This window comes from Pseudomonas sp. KH_050 (assembly GCF_057838875.1).
Genome location: NZ_CM174478.1, coordinates 5,121,060 through 5,142,675 on the forward strand (window position 1 = coordinate 5,121,060; position 21,616 = coordinate 5,142,675).

23 protein-coding genes are annotated in these 21,616 nt (G+C 58.2%); 7 read left to right on the top strand and 16 right to left on the bottom strand.

Annotation, left to right across the window (positions count from 1 at the left end; translation table 11 throughout):
- Window positions 1-22: 22 nt before the first annotated feature.
- Both AC3IUA_RS23445 and speE read right to left on the bottom strand, forming a co-directional pair.
- On the bottom strand, window positions 23-2,110 hold the full coding sequence (locus AC3IUA_RS23445; RefSeq protein WP_489357253.1) for an LTA synthase family protein: 2,088 nt from the start codon (window positions 2,108-2,110) through the stop codon (window positions 23-25).
- 298 nt (window positions 2,111-2,408) lie between these two features.
- Window positions 2,409-3,284, bottom strand: a complete 876-nt coding sequence (speE, locus tag AC3IUA_RS23450; protein WP_489357254.1) for a polyamine aminopropyltransferase — start codon at window positions 3,282-3,284, stop codon at window positions 2,409-2,411.
- Window positions 3,285-3,462: 178 nt separating this feature from the next.
- On the opposite strand from speE, the gene AC3IUA_RS23455 reads away from it, so the two are divergent.
- A complete protein-coding gene (locus tag AC3IUA_RS23455) occupies window positions 3,463-3,936 on the top strand; it encodes a methylated-DNA--[protein]-cysteine S-methyltransferase (protein WP_489357255.1) in 474 nt (157 codons plus the stop codon).
- A gap of 51 nt (window positions 3,937-3,987) precedes the next feature.
- Here the strand turns inward: AC3IUA_RS23455 and AC3IUA_RS23460 are convergent, their stop codons facing one another.
- From AC3IUA_RS23460 to AC3IUA_RS23475, 4 genes are all read right to left on the bottom strand, one after another.
- The gene (locus AC3IUA_RS23460) at window positions 3,988-4,179 is read right to left on the bottom strand and encodes a PLDc N-terminal domain-containing protein (protein WP_489357256.1); all 192 of its coding nucleotides are present in this window, start codon (window positions 4,177-4,179) and stop codon (window positions 3,988-3,990) included.
- 70 nt (window positions 4,180-4,249) lie between these two features.
- The gene (locus AC3IUA_RS23465) at window positions 4,250-4,780 is read right to left on the bottom strand and encodes a hypothetical protein (RefSeq protein WP_489357257.1); all 531 of its coding nucleotides are present in this window, start codon (window positions 4,778-4,780) and stop codon (window positions 4,250-4,252) included.
- A 252-nt stretch (window positions 4,781-5,032) separates the two neighbouring features.
- A complete protein-coding gene (locus tag AC3IUA_RS23470; protein ID WP_489357258.1) occupies window positions 5,033-5,551 on the bottom strand; it encodes an ankyrin repeat domain-containing protein in 519 nt (172 codons plus the stop codon).
- 93 nt (window positions 5,552-5,644) lie between these two features.
- Window positions 5,645-7,483: a long-chain-acyl-CoA synthetase gene (locus tag AC3IUA_RS23475; protein ID WP_489357259.1), complete on the bottom strand. Its 1,839-nt coding sequence runs from the start codon at window positions 7,481-7,483 to the stop codon at window positions 5,645-5,647.
- A 576-nt stretch (window positions 7,484-8,059) separates the two neighbouring features.
- Between AC3IUA_RS23475 and AC3IUA_RS23480 the strand changes: the two genes are divergently transcribed.
- The gene (locus tag AC3IUA_RS23480) at window positions 8,060-8,335 is read left to right on the top strand and encodes a DUF3509 domain-containing protein (RefSeq protein ID WP_489357260.1); all 276 of its coding nucleotides are present in this window, start codon (window positions 8,060-8,062) and stop codon (window positions 8,333-8,335) included.
- Window positions 8,336-8,456: 121 nt separating this feature from the next.
- Here the strand turns inward: AC3IUA_RS23480 and AC3IUA_RS23485 are convergent, their stop codons facing one another.
- The 6 genes from AC3IUA_RS23485 to aroC form a co-directional block, all read right to left on the bottom strand.
- Window positions 8,457-8,678, bottom strand: a complete 222-nt coding sequence (locus AC3IUA_RS23485; RefSeq protein ID WP_489357261.1) for a response regulator transcription factor — start codon at window positions 8,676-8,678, stop codon at window positions 8,457-8,459.
- Between the two features lie 258 nt (window positions 8,679-8,936).
- On the bottom strand, window positions 8,937-9,620 hold the full coding sequence (mtnC, locus tag AC3IUA_RS23490) for an acireductone synthase (protein ID WP_489357262.1): 684 nt from the start codon (window positions 9,618-9,620) through the stop codon (window positions 8,937-8,939).
- A gap of 4 nt (window positions 9,621-9,624) precedes the next feature.
- Complete coding sequence (locus AC3IUA_RS23495; RefSeq protein ID WP_489357263.1) at window positions 9,625-10,170, bottom strand: 1,2-dihydroxy-3-keto-5-methylthiopentene dioxygenase; 546 nt, start codon at window positions 10,168-10,170, stop codon at window positions 9,625-9,627.
- 100 nt (window positions 10,171-10,270) lie between these two features.
- Window positions 10,271-10,891, bottom strand: a complete 621-nt coding sequence (locus tag AC3IUA_RS23500; RefSeq protein ID WP_489357264.1) for a methylthioribulose 1-phosphate dehydratase — start codon at window positions 10,889-10,891, stop codon at window positions 10,271-10,273.
- The gene (locus AC3IUA_RS23505) at window positions 10,888-12,033 is read right to left on the bottom strand and encodes an MFS transporter (RefSeq protein ID WP_489357265.1); all 1,146 of its coding nucleotides are present in this window, start codon (window positions 12,031-12,033) and stop codon (window positions 10,888-10,890) included. Before AC3IUA_RS23505 ends, AC3IUA_RS23500 begins: the two co-directional genes overlap by 4 nt.
- A gap of 34 nt (window positions 12,034-12,067) precedes the next feature.
- The gene (aroC, locus tag AC3IUA_RS23510; RefSeq protein ID WP_489357266.1) at window positions 12,068-13,159 is read right to left on the bottom strand and encodes a chorismate synthase; all 1,092 of its coding nucleotides are present in this window, start codon (window positions 13,157-13,159) and stop codon (window positions 12,068-12,070) included.
- Between the two features lie 124 nt (window positions 13,160-13,283).
- On the opposite strand from aroC, the gene AC3IUA_RS23515 reads away from it, so the two are divergent.
- Both AC3IUA_RS23515 and AC3IUA_RS23520 read left to right on the top strand, forming a co-directional pair.
- Window positions 13,284-14,282: an alpha/beta hydrolase gene (locus AC3IUA_RS23515; RefSeq protein WP_489362446.1), complete on the top strand. Its 999-nt coding sequence runs from the start codon at window positions 13,284-13,286 to the stop codon at window positions 14,280-14,282.
- Between the two features lie 99 nt (window positions 14,283-14,381).
- The gene (locus AC3IUA_RS23520; protein WP_489357267.1) at window positions 14,382-15,173 is read left to right on the top strand and encodes a hypothetical protein; all 792 of its coding nucleotides are present in this window, start codon (window positions 14,382-14,384) and stop codon (window positions 15,171-15,173) included.
- A 113-nt stretch (window positions 15,174-15,286) separates the two neighbouring features.
- On the opposite strand, the gene AC3IUA_RS23525 is transcribed toward AC3IUA_RS23520, so the two are convergent.
- Entirely contained in the window at window positions 15,287-16,225 is a 939-nt protein-coding gene (locus tag AC3IUA_RS23525) for an aspartyl/asparaginyl beta-hydroxylase domain-containing protein (RefSeq protein WP_489357268.1), read from the bottom strand.
- Window positions 16,226-16,436: 211 nt separating this feature from the next.
- Window positions 16,437-17,411, bottom strand: coding sequence for a cysteine synthase A (gene cysK / locus AC3IUA_RS23530; protein ID WP_489357269.1), 975 nt, complete (start codon window positions 17,409-17,411; stop codon window positions 16,437-16,439).
- A 128-nt stretch (window positions 17,412-17,539) separates the two neighbouring features.
- Here cysK and AC3IUA_RS23535 point away from each other — a divergent pair, with 128 nt between their 5' ends.
- Window positions 17,540-18,616, top strand: coding sequence for an AsmA family protein (locus tag AC3IUA_RS23535; RefSeq protein ID WP_489357270.1), 1,077 nt, complete (start codon window positions 17,540-17,542; stop codon window positions 18,614-18,616).
- Here the strand turns inward: AC3IUA_RS23535 and AC3IUA_RS23540 are convergent.
- The gene (locus tag AC3IUA_RS23540; protein WP_489357271.1) at window positions 18,613-19,119 is read right to left on the bottom strand and encodes a DUF2442 domain-containing protein; all 507 of its coding nucleotides are present in this window, start codon (window positions 19,117-19,119) and stop codon (window positions 18,613-18,615) included. The two genes, AC3IUA_RS23535 and AC3IUA_RS23540, sit on opposite strands and share 4 nt — an antisense overlap.
- A complete protein-coding gene (locus AC3IUA_RS23545; RefSeq protein ID WP_489357272.1) occupies window positions 19,067-19,336 on the bottom strand; it encodes a DUF4160 domain-containing protein in 270 nt (89 codons plus the stop codon). The genes AC3IUA_RS23540 and AC3IUA_RS23545 overlap by 53 nt, the downstream gene beginning before the upstream one ends.
- Before the next feature lie 200 nt (window positions 19,337-19,536).
- On the opposite strand from AC3IUA_RS23545, the gene AC3IUA_RS23550 reads away from it, so the two are divergent.
- Window positions 19,537-20,382, top strand: a complete 846-nt coding sequence (locus AC3IUA_RS23550; protein ID WP_489357273.1) for an AAA family ATPase — start codon at window positions 19,537-19,539, stop codon at window positions 20,380-20,382.
- Between the two features lie 33 nt (window positions 20,383-20,415).
- Entirely contained in the window at window positions 20,416-21,594 is a 1,179-nt protein-coding gene (locus tag AC3IUA_RS23555; RefSeq protein ID WP_489357274.1) for a vWA domain-containing protein, read from the top strand.
- The last annotated feature ends 22 nt before the right edge of the window (window positions 21,595-21,616 follow it).

Below are 21,616 nucleotides of genomic sequence, written 5' to 3' on the forward strand. Positions count from 1 at the left end.
CTCTTTTTTAATGGGTCAAACGTTAATCCGGCATGCCGTTGACAACGCCTGCGGTGTTATCGAGCAAACTTTTGGTTGCCGTCTGCAGGAAGGACTCGAGCTTTTTCTTCAGCTCGGCCGTTTCCGGTGCATCCGGGATCACCGCGGAAGTCGGCTTGGCGCCCAGTTCGTACTGGTACATTTTCGGCTCCATCCCCTTGGGCAGAACCAGAATGCGGTCAGCGGTGACGATCGCCACCGTCTGCTCGCTGCCCGAAGGTTTGATCACGCCAAAACCAGTATCGCCTTGCGGCAGGTTGAGCATGTCGCGACCCCAGCACTGATGACGCACTTCACCACCGAGCCGGCCCATGATGGTCGGCACGATATCGATCTGATTGCCCACGGTGTGGTCGAGCTTGCCGAACTTCTCCTGGATGCCCGGACCGATCAACAACAGCGGTACGTTGAAGCGCCCCAGGTCCATTTCGGTGATCTGGCGCTCGTCGCCGAAACCGTGGTCACCCACTACGACGAACAGGGTTTCCTTGAAGTAAGGCTCTTTGCGCGCTTTCTCAAAGAATTGACCCAGCGCCCAGTCGGAGTAACGCATGGCCGTCAAATGCTCATTCAAACTACCGCGCCCCGTGACCGGATCGACCGGCAGTGGGTTTGGCAAGGCATAAGGCGTGTGGTTGGACAGGGTTTGCAACAACGCATAGAACGGTTTTTTGTCTTCGCGGGCTTTCAGTTCTTCCAGGCCACGGTTGAACATGTCCTGGTCGGACACGCCCCAGGTCGGGTCGGAGAACACTGGATTGACGTAGTCATTACGGCCAATGAAGGTGGTCATGCCCTGGTTGCTGAAAAAGCCTGCCTGGTTGTCCCAGGCAAAATCGCCGTTGTAGACATAGACGTCGTCGAAGTCACGCGCGCTGAGCAACTGCGGCAGGCCGGACAGCTTGTGGCTGCCTTCCGGGGTCTGCATCAGGTATTCGAAGCCCGGCAGGTTCGGGAAGCAGGCCATGGTGGCGAACATACCCTGGTGGGTATGGGTGCCATTGGAGAAGAAACGGTCGAACAGCAGGCCTTCTTTCGCCAGTTTGTCGAAGTACGGCGTGATGTTGCTGTCTGCCCCCAGAGCGCCCACCGAGTGACCGGCGAAGCTTTCCATGAGGATGATCACGACGTTCTTGATCGGCAGGGTCTTCTCGGCCGGTGGTGTGTAGTCGCGGCGTACGGCCGCAATGTCGGCGTCGACCAGTTTTTCGTCGGGTGTCACCAGCATGTCGCGCACGGTCTGCTGAGCTTCCGGCTGCGGCAGAGTGGCCTTCCATACATTGTCACGGTGTTCGGAAAATCGGCTTTTGGCCGCTTCGACCAACGACAGCGAACCGTTCAGGCCCAACTGGTTGGCGAAGTTCGAATCGGTGGTATAGACGTCACCCCAACGCAGTGGCGGGCCTTGGCGCAAGGTGCCACGGGCAGCCACGACGCAAATCAGCAGGCACACCACGAAGACGCCGACGCGGGCGTACCACGGGGCGATCTGCCGAGTACCGATGCTGCCACCACTGAACGGACCACGAGGTCGGGTCGCACGGTCAGCGCCCTTGAAACCCAGGCTCAACAGCCAGGTACCCACGGCCCAGGCCAGCAGATAGCGGACCACCGGAAAACCATACCAGAGCATGCTCATCACGGTTTTCGGGTCTTCCTTCACGTACTGGAAGACCAGCCCGTTGAGCCGCTGATGGAACTCGCGATAGAAGTCCATCTCCATCAGGCCGAGGAACAGCGCGATGCTGGAGACGAGGGTCAGCCAGAAACGGAAGAATCCACGGGCGGCCATGGCGCGGGCACTGAACAATGCCAGCACCAGCGGGATACTGAGGTAGATCACCAGGCGCAGGTCAAAGCGCAGGCCGTTGGCAAAGGCTTCGAGGAAGGTCGAGGCCGGGGTGTCGAGGATCATCTCCCGGTTATAAACCAGCAACGCCACGCGCAGCAGGGAGAGCATTGCCATCATGACCAAGGCACAGAGCAACGTGTAAGCCAAATGCGATTTGACGGTCGGTTGCAGCAGGCGACTTGAAGCTCGCTGCTGACTCAGGGCGTCCGGGATTGACATGTCGTTTTAGGACCCATTGGAAGTTGAAGTTTCAAAAGTACAGCTGCGCCTGCCCTCTCATTGCCGATGACGGCAGCGGGGATTGCGCGGTGCGCAAATGTTGCACGATCACTCACGGCATTGCCATTGATTACTGGCATGCCCTCAACCCGGCCCTGGGCCTGGAATAGGAGACTGCCGGGATTGAAGGCAAGAAACAGCGAGGCCGAATTGTCTTGGAGCCGTTGTGAAAATTTCGTTTAACGCATATTTAGACACATAAAAAAGGGCCTTATGGCCCTTTCAACAACATGACTGCTTAGTCATTGCTCGGCTTGTTGACCGCCTGCAATACATATTGCGGCAAGGCAAACGCGCCAATATGAATTTCAGGATTGTAGTAACGGGTGAGGATGCCGCTGCCGGCGAAACGCTGACGCAGGGTCTCGAGGGGCAACTTGCGGTACGCGGTATTGGTCGCGCCCCAGGCAAAGGTCATCGCGCCGCCGATGTAGGTCGGCACGGCCGCCTGATAGAAGTGCCAGTCCGGGAACAGGCTACGCATACGGCCGGCAGTGGTTTGCACTTCGCTCAGTTGCATGAACGGCGTGCCGTTCTGGGTCACCAGAATACCGCCTTCGTTCAGGCAACGACGGCATGCCTCATAGAAGTTTTCCGAGAACAGCACTTCGCCCGGACCGATCGGATCGGTGGAGTCGGAAATGATCACGTCGAACTTCTCTTCGGTGGTCGCGACGAAACGCATGCCGTCGTCGATCACCAGGTTCAGACGTGGATCGTCGAACGCACCCTTGGAGTGGTTCGGCAGAAATTCCTTGCACATCTCGACCACAGTGCCATCGATCTCGACCATGGTGATATGTTCGATACTGCGGTGCTTGGCCACTTCACGCAGCATGCCGCCATCACCGCCGCCGATGATCAGCACGCGCTTGGCGGTACCGTGGGCGAAGATCGGTACGTGGGTGAGCATCTCATGGTAGATGAACTCGTCGGCTTCGGTGGTCTGGATGACCCCGTCCAGCGCCATCACGCGCCCCATGCGCGGGTTCTCGAAAATCACCAGGTGCTGATGTTCGGTGCGCACTTCGTGCAGCAGTTTTTCCATGCGAAAACGCTGGCCATAGCCTTCGTAGAGGGTTTCCAGGTATTCGCTGTTCTGGGCAGTGCTCATGGGTAAGTCCCCCGGTGAATGCTGGTGGCAACGGACGGCTACCCGCCCATGATGGGCAATCGACAACACACGGTGTTCTCGAATGGCCAAGGAAGGCGCGCATTCTACGTCGCAGAACATGACAGGTCGAACCTTCTGGCTCTATCTTTGTGTCTGATGATGCCGGGGAGCCAAGCAGATGTTTTATCGTTATCTACCAAGCCCGATCGGGCCGCTGCTGCTGGCCGGTGATGAACAGGGGCTGCGCCAGCTGTACATGGACAACCACCCGTACTGGACGCCGCCGGAGCAATGGTTCGAAGCCGGCAATCAACTTGATACCGTCTGTCGGCAACTGGATGAGTACTTCGAGGGCAAGCGAGAGTGTTTCGATGTACGCCTGGCGCCCCAGGGCACGGCATTCCAGCAAAGGGTCTGGCAAGCGTTGCAGCTAATCCCTTTTGGCCACACCTGGAGCTACGCCCAATTGGCCGAGCACATCGGCAACCCGAAAGCGGTACGAGCGGTCGGTACTGCCAATGGTGCCAACCCGATATCGATCATCATCCCGTGCCACCGAGTGATCGGCAGCAACGGTACGCTTACCGGTTATGGCGGCGGACTGGAACGCAAGCAGGCACTGCTGCAGCTTGAGGGTGCGTGGTTGATTTAACGCAGCAAAGTCCAGCGGGGAGAACAACAGATTGCAACCTTCGTCACCCCGTTATATCCGCACATTGCCCCGCGGCCCGGCAATCGCCCAGATGATCAGGCCCAGTACTGGCAGCAAGAAAATCACCAGCACCCAGATGATTTTCATCCCGGTTTCAGTGCCGCTCTTAAGAACGTTGATGATCGCCCAGATATCCAGGGCGAGGATGATCAGCCCGACCAGACTATTGAAGGTAGAACCCATGGTGTCGCTCCCAAGTGATGGTTTGCATCATTAGGATAGTCGGGCTTGAGAAGGGAACGCTTTATTACACTCAGACGTGAATCGCCACCCGCAATGCTTCCAGCGAAGGCGCGGCGTTGATACCGGCTTCAGCGCACAACTCCAATACCCGTGGCACGTCGTTGCCATACACCAGCACTGCCTGAATCTCGTCATCGAGCAGTTGGCTGAAATTCATCAGCACATAACCGCCCTTTTCCGGATTCATGCTGCTCAGCTGGATCTGGATCCGGTTCAGCGCGGTCAGGGCTTCGACCTTGGCCAGTTGCTTGGGCTTGATGTTGAAGGTGACGTCCGGGCCGAACGAGGCGACGATCTGAGCGAACAGGTCCATATAGGTGTCGGCCTGGAACAACACGGTTTCCGGCAGGCTACCGACCACGATCCACTCACCCAGCGGGATCGGAAAGGTTTCGTCGTAATTGATGTCCGGATTGGCCGCCAGGAAAGCATCCGCGTCGGCGTAGGCTTGCGCAGCTTCATCGGCGATCCGCGCTACGTCATCCTCGTCCATGCACCCGGAGCTGATTTTACCGATGAGTTCAACGAGCGTGGTTTTCATGGAGGGATCCTGTAGCGAGGGAAATTTGAGGGCGCGAAGGATAGCGCATCCAGAGGTAATTCCGAATGCCAGTCAGGTAGATGGTATGCGATTCAACACATTCCCGTAGCAGCTGCCGCAGGCTGCGTTCGGCCGCGCAGCGGTCGTAAAACCTGCCTCTGCGGTTAACCTGCAAAACCGCGATGCCTGACTTCACAACCGCTACGCGGTCGGACGCAGGCTTCGCCAGCTGCTACGGACAATCTGTAGACTTCAGCCCAGCAGTTTTTCCAACTGCGCCGTGGTATCTACCGCGCCCATGGTCTTGGCCGCGTCCAGCGCGGTCACCCCATTGGCGTCTCGGGCCTTCGGATCGGCGCCTTTACTGATCAGGTACTCGACGATTGCCGTGCGATTGAACATTGCCGCCATCATCAACGCGGTGCGACCGTCAAAGGATGAACCTTCGACCTGGGCGCCGCCTTCGACCAGCACCTTGACCACCGGCAGGTCACCTTTGAACGCGGCACCGGCAATCGGACTTTGGCCGTTGTCGTTGCGGATCTCCGGGTCGGCCTTGTGCTCGAGCAGGACCTTAACGGCCTCGGCATGCCCGTGATAGCTGGCGAGCATCAGCAAGGTATCGCCCTTGTGATTACGCAGGTTGACCGGCAAGCCCTTGCTCAGCAATGCGGCGAGCATGGGCGCATCGCCCTGACGCGCCACATTGAATACCTGCTCGGCAAACTCCGCAGCTTCTTCTTCGGTCATCTGGCGGCTTTTGTCTGACATTCGGGACTCCACATTCACTTCACAAAGCCGTCAGTTTCCCGAGCCGTCTTGAGCCTGTCATCCCTTTTTTCTCAAATCGGGCAATAGCCAGAATCAATAGCGGAACTTGCCACCGTGAATATCCGCCAGTACCTGCTCGGTCACTCGCACGTAAGTATCCGATCCCGGCAACCAGGCGTAGATCGGGTCGTCACCGGTTTTTGCCGGGTCGAAGGCCTCGTCCTTGAGCCGGACTTTCTGATATTTGAAGGTGCCGGTGGTCTCCATTTTCAGTTTCACCCGTAAAAACAACGGCACTGCATAGGCCGGCATTTGCTGCCTGGCGAATTGCAGCAGTTCGCTGAAATCCAGGGTGGCCAGAGATTCGGCCGGGGTGATCGCGGCCATCCCGGCACGCCCGTTGGTGTTGCTGATCTCGACGCCGTAGGCCACTGCCTCGGCGATATGCGGATACTGCAGGAGAATGTTCTCGACCTCGGTAGTCGATACGTTCTCGCCCTTCCAGCGGTAGGTATCGCCCAGACGGTCAACGAACTGTGCGTGACCAAAACCGATATTCCTCAGCAAGTCTCCGGTGTTGAAGTAACGATCACCCTTCTCGAACACATCATGGAGGATGACCTTTTGGGTTTTTTCCGGATCGGTATAACCATCGAGCGGGGCCTTGTCGTCGATTTTCGCCAGCAGCAGGCCCTGCCCGCCCTTGGCGACTTTTTGCATGAAGCCGGCCTTGTTGCGAATCGGCGCACAGCTGTCATGGGCATATTCCACCAGCTCCCAGGACATCAAGGAAAAGCCGATGGTGTTATCGAAGTTGAGGATGTTGCTGAAACCGATGTTGCCGTCACTGGCGGCGTACAGTTCGCAGACGTGATTGACCTCGAAGCGCTTCTTGAACTCGCTCCACACCCCTGGACGCAAGCCGTTGCCGATCATTTTCAGCACGCCGTTGTGACGGTCGTCGTCGCTCGGTGGCTGGTCGATCAGGTAACGACACAATTCACCGACGTAACCGATGGTGGTGGCGTTGAACTTGCGCACGTCCTTCCAGAACTGACTGGCGCTGAATTTGCGGCGGATGGCAAACCCCGACGCCCCACAGATAGCGGAGCCCCAGCAGACGCAGAGGCCGGTGGTGTGGTACAGCGGCAAGGTGCAGTAAAGGACATCCGCCGGGCCCATATTCAGGGCGATCATGCCGAAGCTGACAGAAGTCCTCATCCAGCGTCCGTGCTTGAAAACCCCGGCCTTGGGCAAGCCGGTGGTGCCTGATGTGTAGATATAGAAGCAAGGATCATCGAAGTAGATCCGCTGACTGCTGAGCGGGTTGTCTGTCACGCATCCGGCACTGGCGGTCATCAGGTTGATATAGCCTGCGGGCACCTCGCCGGGCTCGCGAGAAGTGTCCTGATCCGCAACACACCAGATTCTGCCCTGATCGATGGCAACCTGCTCTCGGACTGCCGAAAAAGCTCCCGTCAACTCTGCCCCTACCACGATCGCCAGCGGCTTTACCAGGTTCAGGCTATGGACCAGCACATGCTGGGTCTGCGAGGTGTTGAGCATGGCGCAGATAGCCCCCACCTTGGCGACGGCCAAGACCGTGACCAACAGTTCGGGCCGGTTCTCGATGAATATCCCGACGACGTCACCTTTGCCGATGCCTTGGGCAATCAGGTGATGGGCAATGCGGTTGGCCCACTGGTTGACCTGGGCATAGCTTAACGAAACGTTGCCGTAGAGCAGCGCCGAGCCTTGGGGATTGCGCAACGTGGCTTGCTCGAAGCTTGTGCCCAGGCCGCAGGGATGATTGGGCTTATTGGCATTGGCGACCTTGAGCCCCTTGACCATTCGCGGGATGGTTTTGGCAATGGCGGGCAACTTTCGGAGCATCATGCCCCAGCTAATCATGTCGTTTGAGTTACTGCTCATGGTTGCTCCTGTTCGACATAAAACGCCGCCGCGCCGGCTAGTAGCCAGGACAGTGTCGATAACGATGAAGTGATTTACCGAGGGGATAACGGTGGCTGGCATCAGGCAGGCCAGGGAATGGCGCGATGCTCGCTCGCCGTTAAACGTCAAAAGACACTCGTGGGTGTTCAACTAAAAACATCTAACAGAACCGTTGAAACAGGATGAAAAATACGTCAGCCGTTCTTCGGCTGTACATGGAGGATTTGAAAAGTTTTGTATCTATCTGCAGTAGCGCCCGCTTTCTAGCTGAATCATGCAGGTTCTCTACAAAGCGGCATTCGGTCCGCGGGATGGAATTTTTCCTGCCGGCCGAGGGTCCGACCTTTACCGGAGGCTGCAGGGCTCTCGAAAAATCCGGAAAACCACGCAAAATGCAGGATGCACGATGGCCATTCATGCAAGTTGCACGAAAGCGAACTTTTAATAAAACTATAAGCCATTGATTTATATAATTATTTAACAAAACACCATACTGGCACAATCACTGCACCTATCACTCCACGCTTGCCATTCAAGTTAACGGAGCTGATAGACATGAGCCTCATTCAAGAAAAATTCGCGTCTTTGTTCCCCAACTTCGAAGTCACCATCCAGGCACGGCCTGACGGCGGTATCTTGCTGACACTGCGTAATAGCGAAAAACAGCTCAAACGATCGATTTCCTATGCACAACTGCATGCTGGTGACCAACTGTCCTGGGTGATCAGCGCCATTCGCCGCGACCTGGCGGAACAGGCCAGCGAACTGCCACAGATTTCGATGTTGCAGAGTCAACACCGCTTTGCCTTGCCGACTTATCATTCGGTTTGAACCGATATTGGCGTAGGAGCTGCCGCAGGCTGCGATCTTTAGCGATTATCAAGATTGCCCAAGAGCAAGATCAAAAGATCGCAGCCTGCGGCAGCTCCTACCGCCTGACTTCGTTGCGCGGTCAATTCAATAACCCCCTGTTCAACGCCTCGCCTACAGCCTGAGCCCTATTGGTCACGTCCAGCTTGCAGTAGATATTGCTCAGGTGGAACTTGACCGTGGCTTGGGATATGGCCCGAATCACACTGATCTCCCACACGGTTTTTCCGGCCCTGGCCCAGCGCAGGATTTCCAGTTCCTTTTCGCTCAAAGGCTTGCCGACCTGGCGCTGTCGACTTCTCATTCATGACTCTCCCTCTCACCTCGGACTATCGCACCACTGCCAACTAAACATTGCGTTGACAAGCCATGCACGCGAAGGCGAAGGGTTACACAGGCATGAGATTAAACAAGGATGAAAGGCACTAAAAAGCGATGAGCCACAAACTAACAAGCACCTTCCTACAACACCCAAGGAAGATAACTGGGTCAGTGTTTGAACGTCGTCCGGTGGCAATCGGCTGACTACTGGCACCGTTTATCAGTAGTCAGCCGTTGCAAATCAGAACGTTGACGGATTTATTTGCGCAAAGCTGCTCACGTTCGGATGCCCTGCCAGCTCACCGCTATCGCGCACCAGCCCGCAGGTGGCCATCCCCGCTTCCCGCGCCGCATCCAGCTCCTGGACGATATCGGACAGGAATAGAATCTGCCGAGATTGAAAGCCAATTGACTGGGCAATCCGCTGATAGGACGATGCTTCGCGCTTGGGCCCCGACGTGGTGTCGAAATAGCCACTGAACAGCGCCGTCAAATCACCGGCCTCGGAGCAACCGAAAATCAGCCGCTGAGCCTGGATCGAACCGGATGAATAAACAAAGAGTTGATAGCCATCCTGATGCCAGCGCTTAAGTGCTTCTACCGCATCCGGATAGACGTGTCCTTTGAGTTGCCCGGCCAGGTAGCCCTGCTCCCAGACCATCCCTTGCAAGGCCTTGAGTGGAGTCGCCTTACGGTCTTCAGCGATCCAGCTCAAGAGGATCTGGATGACCCGCTCGACGTCAGCCGTCGGCTCGCCACCGTCCTGGCGTACCGCCTGCAGTTGCTCGGCTACGTCCGGTCGGTCGGCGTTCTGCCGGACAAACTCCGGGAGATGTTTTGCGGCATAGGGAAACAGCACCTCAAACACGAAACTCACCGCGCTGGTGGTGCCTTCGATGTCGGTGAGGATGGCTTTGATCGACATTCGCTTAGTCCTCCAGGCCAGGAAAACGGCGGGCAATGTCTTCTCCGGTGAACCGGGCTACCCAGCCCTCGGGATTGTTGAACATGCGAATTGCCACGAAGTGCGGGTTCTCGCCCATGTCGAACCAGTGCGGCGTGCCGGCGGGCACCGAAATCAGGTCATTCTTCTCGCAGAGTACGGCGTACACGTAATCATCGATGTGCAAGGTAAACAGACCCCGCCCGGCGACGAAAAAGCGCACTTCGTCTTCATCATGGCGGTGTTCATCAAGGAACTTGGCCCGCAGTTCGGCTTTTTGCGGGTGATCGCTGTTGAGGCTGATGACATCGACGGTGACGTATCCACGCTCGGTCATCAAGCGGTCGATCTGCTCCTGATAGGCGGCGATCACTTCTTCCTGGCTGGCACCGGGCTGGATCTTCGCGGCGGCTTGCCAGCGGTCGAAATGCACGCCTATGTCGGCCAGGGTCGAGGCAATATCGTCGAAGTGGGTCAGAACCTTGTTCGGCAGTTCCGGGCTGGATACGTGGTAAACGGTCAGGCTGCTCATGCTGGCAACTCCTCGGTATCAGCATCGCCCTCCGGCTTTTATCATCCGGTCAGGTGGTGCGTTTCATCAGACGGTGGGCTACTTCTGAAGAAGTAAACGATTAACGGTTGAGCACGGAGCGAGTCTTCAACTCGCACTCGAACAAAAATTCAAAGGCTTCGATCTGCCGTAGCGCATCACTCATTCGCGCACCCCAGGTGTAGAGACCATGGCCGCGGATCAGGTAACCCACGCAATCGGGGTGTGCCTCAAGCCAAGGCTGCACCTTGGCGGCCAGTCGAGCAATATCCTGATCGTTATCGAAGATCGGCACTCGCACTCTGGATTCGTGGGTGGAGACGCCGCTGAAGGCCTTTTGCAGTTCGTAGTTTTCGAACTCGATAAAGTCTTCGGCGGTCAGCCGCGAGAGCACCGTGGCATTCACCGAGTGCGTGTGCAATACCGCGCCGATGTCCGGGCGCCAACTGTAGAGCTGGGTGTGCAGCAGGGTTTCGGCCGAGGGTTTCTTGCCCGGCTCCAGGCTGTTGCCGGCCAGGTCGGTGGCCAACACGTCATCCGGGCCTAGCTGCCCCTTGTGCTTGCCAGAGACGGTCAGCAAGGCTTGGCTCGGCGACAGGCGCGTCGAGTAATTGCTGCTGGTGGCCGGCGACCAGCCGCGGCCATAGAGAAAACGCCCGGCTTCGATGATTTCCAGGGCCAGCTGATCACGGGTAAGACTCATGACCTGTCCTCTTGCATACGAATGGCAATAATAACGGCTGCAGCCAGGGCTGCGAGGCTGGCAATACTAAAAGTCAATGTCGCCCCCAGGGCATTCCAGCTATAGCCGGAATACAACGCACCCAACGCACCGCCGGTGCCGGCCAGTGCGGCATACAGCGCCTGGCCCTGACCTTGCTGGCGAGCACCGAAGCTACGTTGCACGAAATGGATGGCTGCCGCGTGAAAGCTGCCAAAGGTGGCCGCGTGCAAAATTTGCGCGAACAGCAACACCCACAAAAACTCGGCAAAAGAACCGAGCAGCAGCCAGCGCAACGCGGCCAGCAGGAAACTCGCCATCAACACCCGGCGCACCGAGAAGCGCGCCAGAATCTTGCTCATGGCCAGGAACATCAGGACTTCGGCGACCACACCCAGGGCCCAGAGCATGCCGATCAAGCCACGGCTGTAACCCAGGTGCTCAAGGTGCAAAGTCAGGAAAGTGTAATAGGGCCCATGGCTCAACTGCATCAGCGCCACGCAGGCATAAAACGCCAGCACGCCAGGGCTTAGCAATTGCTTGACAAACCCCTCACCGGTCAGACGACTGCCCTGGACGGGTTGGGCATTCGGCACCCAGGCGCTGCTGACGACAATCCCGGCCATGATCACCACCAGAGTCGCCGGGTAGATGTCCAGGCTCAGCCATTCGAACAAACGCCCAAGGGCCACCACTGTGATGATAAAACCGACGGATCCCCACAAGCGGATCTGACTGTAACGGGAAGTCTGGCCGTTCAAGTGCGCCAGGGTAATGACTTCGAATTGCGGCAATACTGCGTGCCAGAAGAACGCATGCAAGGCCATGACCATCGCCAGCCAGGCATAACTCTTGCTGACGAAGATCAACGAGAAAGTCAGCAGCGTGCAAACAGCGCCAAAACGCACAATCGCCAGTCGGCGGCCCGTGTAGTCACCCAGCCAGCCCCAGATATTCGGCGCCACGCAGCGCATCAGCATCGGGATCGCCACCAGTTCGCCAATGCGCGCACTGGAAAAACCCAGGTGATCGAAGTACAGCGCCAGAAACGGCGCCGTCGAACCGAGCAAGGCGAAATAGAACAGATAGAAACTGGATAGCCGCCAGTACGGCAGCGCCGCCACGGCTGTCAGACCGTGGCGACTGCGAAGGTCGCCATTACAGCTGGCCCAGCACCGGTGTGCTCACTCGCACGTCGGCGTTCTGCCCGCGGTGACGCAACAGGTGGTCCATCAGCACAATGGCCATCATCGCCTCGGCGATCGGCGTGGCGCGGATGCCGACGCACGGGTCGTGGCGGCCCTTGGTGATGACGTCCACCGAATTGCCGTGGACATCGATGGAGCGGCCCGGCGTGGTGATGCTCGAGGTCGGCTTGAGGGCCAGGTGGGCAACGATCGGCTGCCCGGAGGAAATCCCGCCGAGAATCCCGCCAGCGTTGTTGCTGAGGAAACCTTCGGGGGTCATTTCGTCACGGTGCTCGGTGCCACGCTGGGCGACGCTGGCGAATCCAGCGCCGATTTCCACGCCCTTGACCGCATTGATGCTCATCAACGCATGGGCCAGTTCGGCATCGAGACGGTCGAAAATCGGCTCGCCAAGGCCCGGCATCACGCCCTCGGCGACCACGGTGATCTTTGCTCCGACTGAATCCTGATCGCGGCGCAGCTGGTCCATGTAGGCTTCAAGCTCTGGCACTTTGTCCGGATCAGGGCTGAAGAAGGCGTTCTCTTCCACCGAATCCCAGGTCTTGAACGGAATTTCGATCGGCCCCAGCTGGCTCATATAGCCACGGATCACGATGCCCTGGCTGGCCAGGAACTTCTTCGCAATCGCACCAGCGGCCACCCGCATGGCGGTTTCCCGCGCCGAACTGCGCCCGCCGCCACGATAGTCGCGTTCACCGTATTTGTGGTGGTAGGTGTAATCGGCATGGGCCGGACGGAACAGATCCTTGATCGCCGAGTAGTCCTTGGACTTCTGGTCGGTGTTGCGGATCAGCAGACCGATCGGGCAACCGGTGGTCCGGCCTTCGAAAACTCCGGAAAGAATTTCGACTTCGTCGGCTTCCTGACGCTGGGTGGTGTGACGGCTGGTGCCAGGCTTGCGCCGATCCAGATCGCGCTGCAGGTCCTCCAGCGACAGCTCGAGGCCCGGCGGGCAGCCGTCGACAATGGCGACCAACGCCGGACCATGGCTTTCGCCAGCGGTGGTGACAGTGAACAGCTTGCCGTAGGTATTGCCGGACATGCAGGGCGCTCCGTGTAATCGCTGAAGTTACTCAACCGGGATAATCCAAGCTTATAAATAAGCCTTGGTAACCAAGTGCGCGCCAGTATACGCAGGCTACCCAACTAGTTCATCCTCGAACCTTATCGGTGTCTGTGAGTCCAACCGACACCTTGTTCATGATGGCGTGATGATGCTGCGAGTTCTTGCCTTGAGCCTTACCCTGTTTACCGGCCTGGTCCAGGCCACCGTTCTGCAACGCCCGGTCAGTCTGGACACTGGCAACGGCGAGTTACACGGCTCGTTGTTGCTGCCCAAATCCGACACCCCAGTGCCGGTGGTATTGATCATCTCCGGTTCCGGCCCCACCGACCGCGACGGCAACAACCCTGACGGCGGGCGCAACGACAGCCTCAAGCGCCTGGCCTGGGTGCTGGCCAAACACAACATTGCCAGCGTGCGCTACGATAAACGTGGCGTGGCCGCCAGCCTGGCGGCCACGCCCGACGAACGCAACCTGACACTCGATGCCTATGTGGCCGACGCCGTGGCTTGGGGTCAGCAGCTCAAGACCGATCCACGCTTTGGTAACCTGATCCTGCTCGGGCACAGCGAAGGCGCGTTGATCGCCAGCCTGGCCGCTCCCACCGTGGATGCCGCGGCGGTGATTTCAGTCTCCGGCAGCGCCCGTCCGATCGACCAGGTGCTGCGCCAGCAGTTGAGCTATCGCCTGCCACCGTCGCTGGTGCTGCGCAGCAATCAGTTGCTCGACAGCCTCAAGGCCGGTCACGTCGACAACGCTGTGCCACCGCAACTGGAAGTGATTTTCCGCCCCAGCGTGCAGCCCTATCTGATCAGTCTGTTTCGCCAGGATCCGGCAGCGGCCTTTGCCAGGCTGAAAATGCCAGCCTTGATCATTCAGGGCAGCAACGATATCCAGGTCGGCGTCGGTGATGCACAGATGCTCAAGGCCGCCAAACCGGACGCCGAACTGGCGTTGATCGAAGGCATGAACCACGTCATGCGCATCGTGCCCAATGATATCAAGCGCCAACTGGCCTCTTACAAAGACCCGCAGCTGCCGCTGGCCGTCGAGTTGGGCGCACATATCTTGAGCTTTATCGAAGGGCTTCACGCCAGTTAAGCGGCTTTCACCCTCCAGTCCTGAATAAAACGGCCGATAAGCCTTTGCCGACAATTCATTTGCTGTCGGCAAGCAGGGCTTGGACAGGATCTCGCCGTTATGACAGAAACCCGGAATTCACCCGAAACCGCAGTCGATGAAACCGCCCCGGAAGCGGTCGAGCTGCCGTGGGCGGACGTCCATGCCGAGCACCAGCGGATGCTCCGTCTGGCGCCGCTGCAAACTGACCGCACCACTGGCGCAAGGCCGCTACGTTTTGTCGAGTTCGGTTATGCCGAGCGCAACGACAAGGAACGCAGTCTGCTCAGGATGAGTATTCAGTTGCCGAACCAACGGGTGCGCAAAGAGCAGAACCACCTGGATGTGTGGGTCGATCATGCCACCCGCCGGGTGCATTTCAGCCCTGAAAGCGGTTTGCAGACAGAGCCGTTGAACCGGGGAATAGGCCGCTTCCTGATGGCTCAGGGCATCTCCTGGGCGCAGAAGAAATGGTCGCAGTATCGAGTCGACGGCTTCGATCTGGCGAACAAGGATGCCCTCAAAGAGGACACCCGACTGCGCCGCGATCACTCTTTGCAAGCCCATGGTTTCGAAGTGGTCTACGCCGATGCCCAGCACTTGAAGGGCAGCGTGAAAGACGTGCGGGTCGGTGAATTGCGGGCGGGCTGGAACACTGAAAAACTGCAGTTCGTGGAAATCCTCGAAGCCGCGCAGATGCTCCAGCAAGCCGAGCAGAACCTGGCGGAACAGGAAGTCAAACTGCGCAAACAGGAAAAACAGGTTACCCGGTTCCAGCGCGACGACGCCGGGTTGCGCTTCACCATTACCTGTCTGGTGGCGTTCTCGGTGTTCCAGGCCGGGTTGTTGATCTGGATTGCTACGCACCGTTGACAGCGGCAGGCGCATGCATCGGTTTGCGACCGCTTCGCCCGAGCGCGGACTGGCCAACGGGGCAAGCCCCTTGCCACAAATCTGATGTTCGACTCATCGTTCGTCACGGCGCGTCAACCAAATAACCAATATCCCGGCAAGGTCAGCACGACAACCGCCAGTACTGGCCGCAGGATGCGATAGAGCTTTGGATTGCGACGTTTCCACTGCTTGATCACGCCGCTGAAGCTGTCGCTGGAGTGTTTGCTCCAGGCATAGACCTGGTTGATCCCGCCGACGCGTTCGTCATCGAGATTCTGCGGCGCAGTGGCGCGACCCAGCAGGCCACTGATCCTGCGGTTGATGCCGGTCATGAGGCGGTTGCTCAGTGGGCGCTCGATGTCACAGAACAGGATGACCCGGGTCTTGCTCGTCTCGTTCTTGACCCAGTGCACATAGGTTTCGTCGAACATTACGTCTTCGCCATCGTGCCAGGCGTATTCCTGACCATCGACGAAAATCCGGCAATCGTCGGAGTTGGGTGTCGACAACCCCAGGTGATAACGCAGGGAGCCGGCGAATGGATCGCGGTGCGGGTTGAGGTGGCTGCCGCCTGGCAGCAAGGCGAACATCGCGCCTTTCACGTTGGGGATAGTGCTCAGGAGCGCCACGGTTCTCGGGCACAACGCCTCGGCCGACGGCAGCGGTTTGTCGTACCACTTGAGGTAGAAACGCTTCCAGCCCTTCTTGAAGAACGAACCAAAACCGGCGTCGTTGTTTTTCTCGGCGGCGCGGATATAACCCTCGTCGAACAGGTGCATGGCTTCGTCGCGAATGACTTCCCAGTTGTCCTTGAGCACATCCAGTTCCGGGAACTTGCTGCGATCCAGATAGGGTTTGGATGGCACGCCAGAGAACAGGTACATCAAGGCGTTGTAGGGAGCGAACAGTGCCGAATGATTGACGAACTGACGCAACACCGGCAAACGCGCGTTGCCACGCAAATGGACATAAAGCGTGCTGCCCATAAACAGCAGCAACACCGACGCCTTCGCAACAAAGGAAAAGCTCATGAATAACTCCCTGTAAATAAGTAACTCTGCGCCCTGTCATTTACCCGACATGGCAGCCGGCCATAATCAACACTACTGGCCTCGAAAAAAACCCGCCTGAATCAACGACCTGCGTAGGAGCTGGCGTAGCCTGCGATCTTTTCGAGGCAGCCGAAGATCAAAAGATCAAAAGATCGCAGCCTGCGGCAGCTCCTACGGGGGAATGCCTTCGTTATTGCTGATTTTCCTGCTCGCTGAACAGGTCACTGAACAACATGCTCGACAGGTAACGCTCACCGGAGTCCGGCAGAATCACCACGATGGTCTTGCCTTGCATTTCCGGCGTTTCGGCCAGACGTACCGCGACCGCCATGGCGGCGCCACAGGAAATGCCGCTCAAGATTCCCTCTTCCTGCATCAAGCGCAGGGCCATGGCCTTGGACTCTTCATCGCTGACCAGCTCGACCCGGTCGACCATCGCCAGATCGAGGTTGTTCGGTACAAACCCGGCGCCGATGCCCTGGATCTTGTGCGGGCTTGGCTTGATCTCTTCCCCGGCCAGTTTCTGAGTGATCACCGGAGACACGACAGGCTCCACCGCCACCGACAGAATCGGTTTGCCCTGAGTGAGCTTGATATAGCGCGACACCCCGGTAATGGTCCCACCAGTGCCCACGCCCGCAACCAGCACGTCCACCGCGCCGTCGGTGTCATTCCAGATTTCCGGGCCGGTGGTTTTTTCATGGATGGCCGGGTTGGCCGGGTTATCGAACTGCTGCGGCATGAAGTACCGGGCAGGATCACTGGCGAGAATCTCGGCGGCCTTTTCGATCGCGCCTTTCATGCCTTTGGCCGGCTCCGTCAGCACCAGCTCGGCCCCCAGGGCCTTGAGGACTTTGCGCCGCTCGATGCTCATGGACGCCGGCATGGTCAGCACCAGCCTGTAGCCACGGGCGGCCGCGACGAACGCCAGGCCGATGCCGGTATTGCCCGAGGTCGGCTCGACGATGGTCATGCCAGGCTTGAGCTTGCCGCTGCTTTCGGCGTCCCAGATCATGTTCGCGCCGATCCTGCACTTGACCGAATATCCGGGATTACGCCCTTCGATCTTGGCCAGAATAGTCACCCCACGAGGGGCGATGCGGTTGATCTGTACCAATGGCGTATTGCCAATGGAATGGGCGTTATCAGCGTAGATACGGCTCATGGCTGGGTCCTTATGCAGCGTTGAAGAAGCGTTCAAGGGTATGCTTCGGGCCCATGGGGCGTCCAGTCGAGACGAACGACTACTTGTTGCAGCAGTCACAGGCTTTATATGGCTGGAGACTGAACACCATGAAACGTCGCTACAGTTGGCCCCTCTGGACCCTGGCCGGCATCGTCGTACTGCTGGTAGCGTTGCACATCACCCTGCCCTACCTGGTTCGCGACTACCTGAACGACAAACTGGCGAACATGGGTGACTACCGCGGTCAGATCGTCGACGTCGACCTGGCACTGTGGCGCGGCGCCTATCGAATCAATGGCCTGAAGATCGTCAAGATCGATGGCAAGGTGCCGGTGCCTTTCGTCAATGCGCCGCTGATCGACCTTTCGGTCAGTTGGCATTCACTCTGGTACGACCATGCAGTGGTGGCCGAAGTGCTGTTCGTCAGACCCGAGTTGAACTTCGTTGACGGCGGAGCCAACAAACAGGCGTCTCAGACCGGTCAGGGTACCGACTGGCGAGCGCAATTGAGCAAGCTGCTGCCCATCACACTTAACGAAGTACGGATCAACGACGGGCGAATGACCTTCCGCAACTTCAACTCGAAACCGCCGGTCAACATGGAGGCCACCCAGGTCAACGCCAGCATCTACAACCTGACCAACGTGGTCGACGTCAAAGGCAAACGCGACGCCCGCTTCGAAGGTAAAGCCCTGCTGCTTGGACATGCGCCGCTGGAAACTATGGCCACCTTCGACCCGCTGAGCAATTTCGAAGAATTCGAGTTCCGTCTGCGCGCCAGGCATATCGAACTCAAACGCATGAATGATTTCGCCTCGGCTTATGGCAAGTTCGATTTCAATGCCGGTCACGGCGACGTCGTGATCGAGGCGCAGGCCAATAAAGGACAACTCAAGGGTTATATCAAACCGCTCTTGAGAGACGTCGATGTGTTCAATTGGCAGCAAGACGTCGAAAACGAGAAAAAAGGCCTCTTCCGTTCCGTATGGGAAGCCCTGGTCGGTACCACTGAAACAGTGCTCAAGAACCAGAGAAAAAATCAGTTCGCCACCCGCGTCGAGCTCAGCGGTAGTGTTCACCAGCGAGATATCAGCGCATTCCAGGCGTTTTTGCAGATACTGCGTAACGGCTTCGTCGAGGCGTTCAACGCCCGCTACGAGCAGTCAAAACCGTCGGCTGACTAATCGTTGCCGGTCACCTGATAACGGCCGGTTTCTTCCGCTGCCTGCAGAGTAGGCGCCAGCTGTTTCTGCAGCGAGTCCCAACCCAGGCAAGCCAGCGCCAGGGACCGGGGGACGGGTTCGCGGCCATTGCTGTAACGGCTGATACTGCGCGTACTGACGCCCAGGGCCTCTGCGGCCAGGCTCAACGGCAATCCGGTGCGCGCACGCCAGCCGATGAAGATCCGGGTGTTTTCATCGACGGCGTTTTGCGCAAGGGCGTCCAGGTACAGCGTGTCGGCGCCGATCTGGATGTCCAGTTCCGGCCACTCGACAGTCCAGCCGTCATCGCCCAAGGCCGCGCTGGCAAATGCTTGCTCGTCCTGGAGCAGGAGCAGCCCCGGGAATCTGCGCAGATCGCCACTTAAATCCAGGGTCAGTTGCTGACCGTCGATAAAGGTCAAAGCCAGTCTGCTATCGGGCAATGCCCGCACGGCTGCCAGGCGTGGCCGTTTCATGGATGCCATGGTTCCACTCCTGCAAAATTTGCTCGCGATGTGCCCTTACCCATTCCAGCGCCTCCGTCACGATTTGCGCGGGAGCATGGCCCAGCATCACTTCGACGGTTTCCAGACTGATCATCACATCCACGCCGCCACCCGTCAGATGCACGTGAAGAGGCAAATGGTCCCTTTCCCGCAGCTGGATGCGATATTTGTCGCGAAATCGATACTTTGTAGACATGCCGGGCAAGCTATCGCCAAAATGGCGATATCTTAATACTGGCAACAAGCCCTGACTGAGTCAAGATGTGACGCCCCATTCAGAGACTGAATGGCCCGTCTGCGTTCACAGTCGACCGGGCGCCGCGTTATAGTCAGCCATGAGATTTATTCGCCCGCCCTGCTTTGCTCAGGTCGGCGTTACCGTTCGAGGAATTGCAGATGAAGTTCGAAGGCACCAGCGCATACGTCGCTACCGATGACCTGAAGCTTGCGGTCAATGCCGCCATCACGCTGGAGCGGCCACTGCTGGTCAAGGGCGAGCCGGGTACCGGCAAGACCATGCTGGCCGAGCAGTTGGCCGAGTCCTTCGGCGCGCGGCTGATCACCTGGCACATCAAGTCCACCACCAAGGCTCACCAGGGCCTTTACGAGTACGATGCGGTCAGCCGTCTGCGCGACTCGCAACTGGGCGTGGACAAGGTCCATGACGTTCGCAACTACCTGAAAAAGGGCAAGCTCTGGGAAGCCTTCGAGTCCGAAGAACGGGTGATTCTGCTGATCGACGAAATTGACAAGGCCGACATTGAGTTCCCCAACGACCTGCTGCAAGAACTCGATAAGATGGAGTTCTACGTTTACGAGATCGACGAGACGATCAAGGCCAAGAAGCGCCCGATCATCATCATTACCTCCAACAACGAGAAAGAACTGCCAGACGCCTTCCTGCGCCGCTGCTTCTTCCACTACATCGCCTTCCCCGACCGCGTCACTATGCAAAAGATCGTCGACGTGCACTACCCGGACATCAAGAAGGATCTGGTCAGCGAAGCGCTGGACGTGTTCTTCGATGTGCGCAAGGTCCCGGGCTTGAAGAAAAAACCTTCGACCTCCGAACTGGTGGACTGGCTGAAACTGCTGATGGCCGACAACATCGGCGAAGCCGTGCTGCGCGAACGCGATCCGACCAAAGCCATCCCGCCCCTGGCCGGCGCGCTGGTGAAGAACGAACAGGACGTGCAATTGCTTGAGCGTCTGGCGTTCATGAGCCGTCGCGGCACTCGCTGATACTCCTTTTTTACGATCTCAAGGGCGACAGCCATGCTGCTCAACCTGTTCAATGAAATGCGCGCAGCCAAGGTCCCGGTCTCGGTACGCGAGCTGCTCGATCTGATCAATGCGCTGAAACAGCGGGTGATCTTCGCCGACATGGACGAGTTCTATTATCTCGCCCGGGCGATCCTGGTGAAGGACGAACGGCATTTCGACAAGTTCGACCGGGCGTTCGGCGCCTATTTCAATGGCCTGGAAAAACTCGACGATCACCTTCAGGCGTTGATCCCCGAAGACTGGCTGCGCAAGGAGTTCGAACGCAGCCTGAGCGATGAAGAGCGCGCACAGATCCAGTCCCTCGGCGGCCTGGACAAGCTGATCGAGGAGTTCAAGAAGCGCCTCGAGGAGCAAAAGGAACGCCACGCCGGCGGCAACAAATGGATCGGCACCGGCGGCACCAGCCCGTTCGGTTCCGGCGGCTTCAACCCGGAAGGCATTCGCATCGGCGATGCCGGCAAACGTCAGGGCAAGGCGGTCAAGGTCTGGGACCAGCGCGAGTACAAGAACCTCGACGATTCGGTCGAGCTCGGCACGCGCAACATCAAGATCGCCCTGCGTCGTCTGCGCAAATTCGCTCGCCAGGGCGCGGCGGAAGAGCTGGATATCGACGGCACCATCGACCACACCGCGCGTGACGCCGGGCTGCTGAATATTCAAATGCGCCCGGAGCGGCGCAACACCATCAAACTGTTGCTGTTGTTCGATATCGGCGGCTCGATGGACGCCCACGTGAAGATCTGCGAGGAGTTGTTTTCAGCCTGCAAGACCGAGTTCAAACATCTGGAGTATTTCTACTTCCATAACTTCGTTTATGAATCGGTGTGGAAGAACAACATGCGTCGCAGCTCGGAGCGGACCTCGACCCAGGACTTGCTGCACAAATACGGCGCCGACTACAAAGTGATCTTCATCGGTGACGCCGCCATGGCGCCCTACGAAATCACCCAGCCTGGCGGCAGCGTCGAGCACTGGAACGAAGAAGCCGGTTATGTGTGGATGCAGCGTTTCAGGGAGAAGTACAAGAAGCTCATCTGGATCAATCCGTACCCGAAAGACACCTGGGGCTACACCGCCTCGACCAACATCGTGCGTGAGCTGGTGGAAGATCAGATGTTCCCGCTGACCTTGCGGGGGCTGGAAGAAGGGATGCGGTTCTTGTCGAAATGATTGGGTGATGGGCAAAAAGATC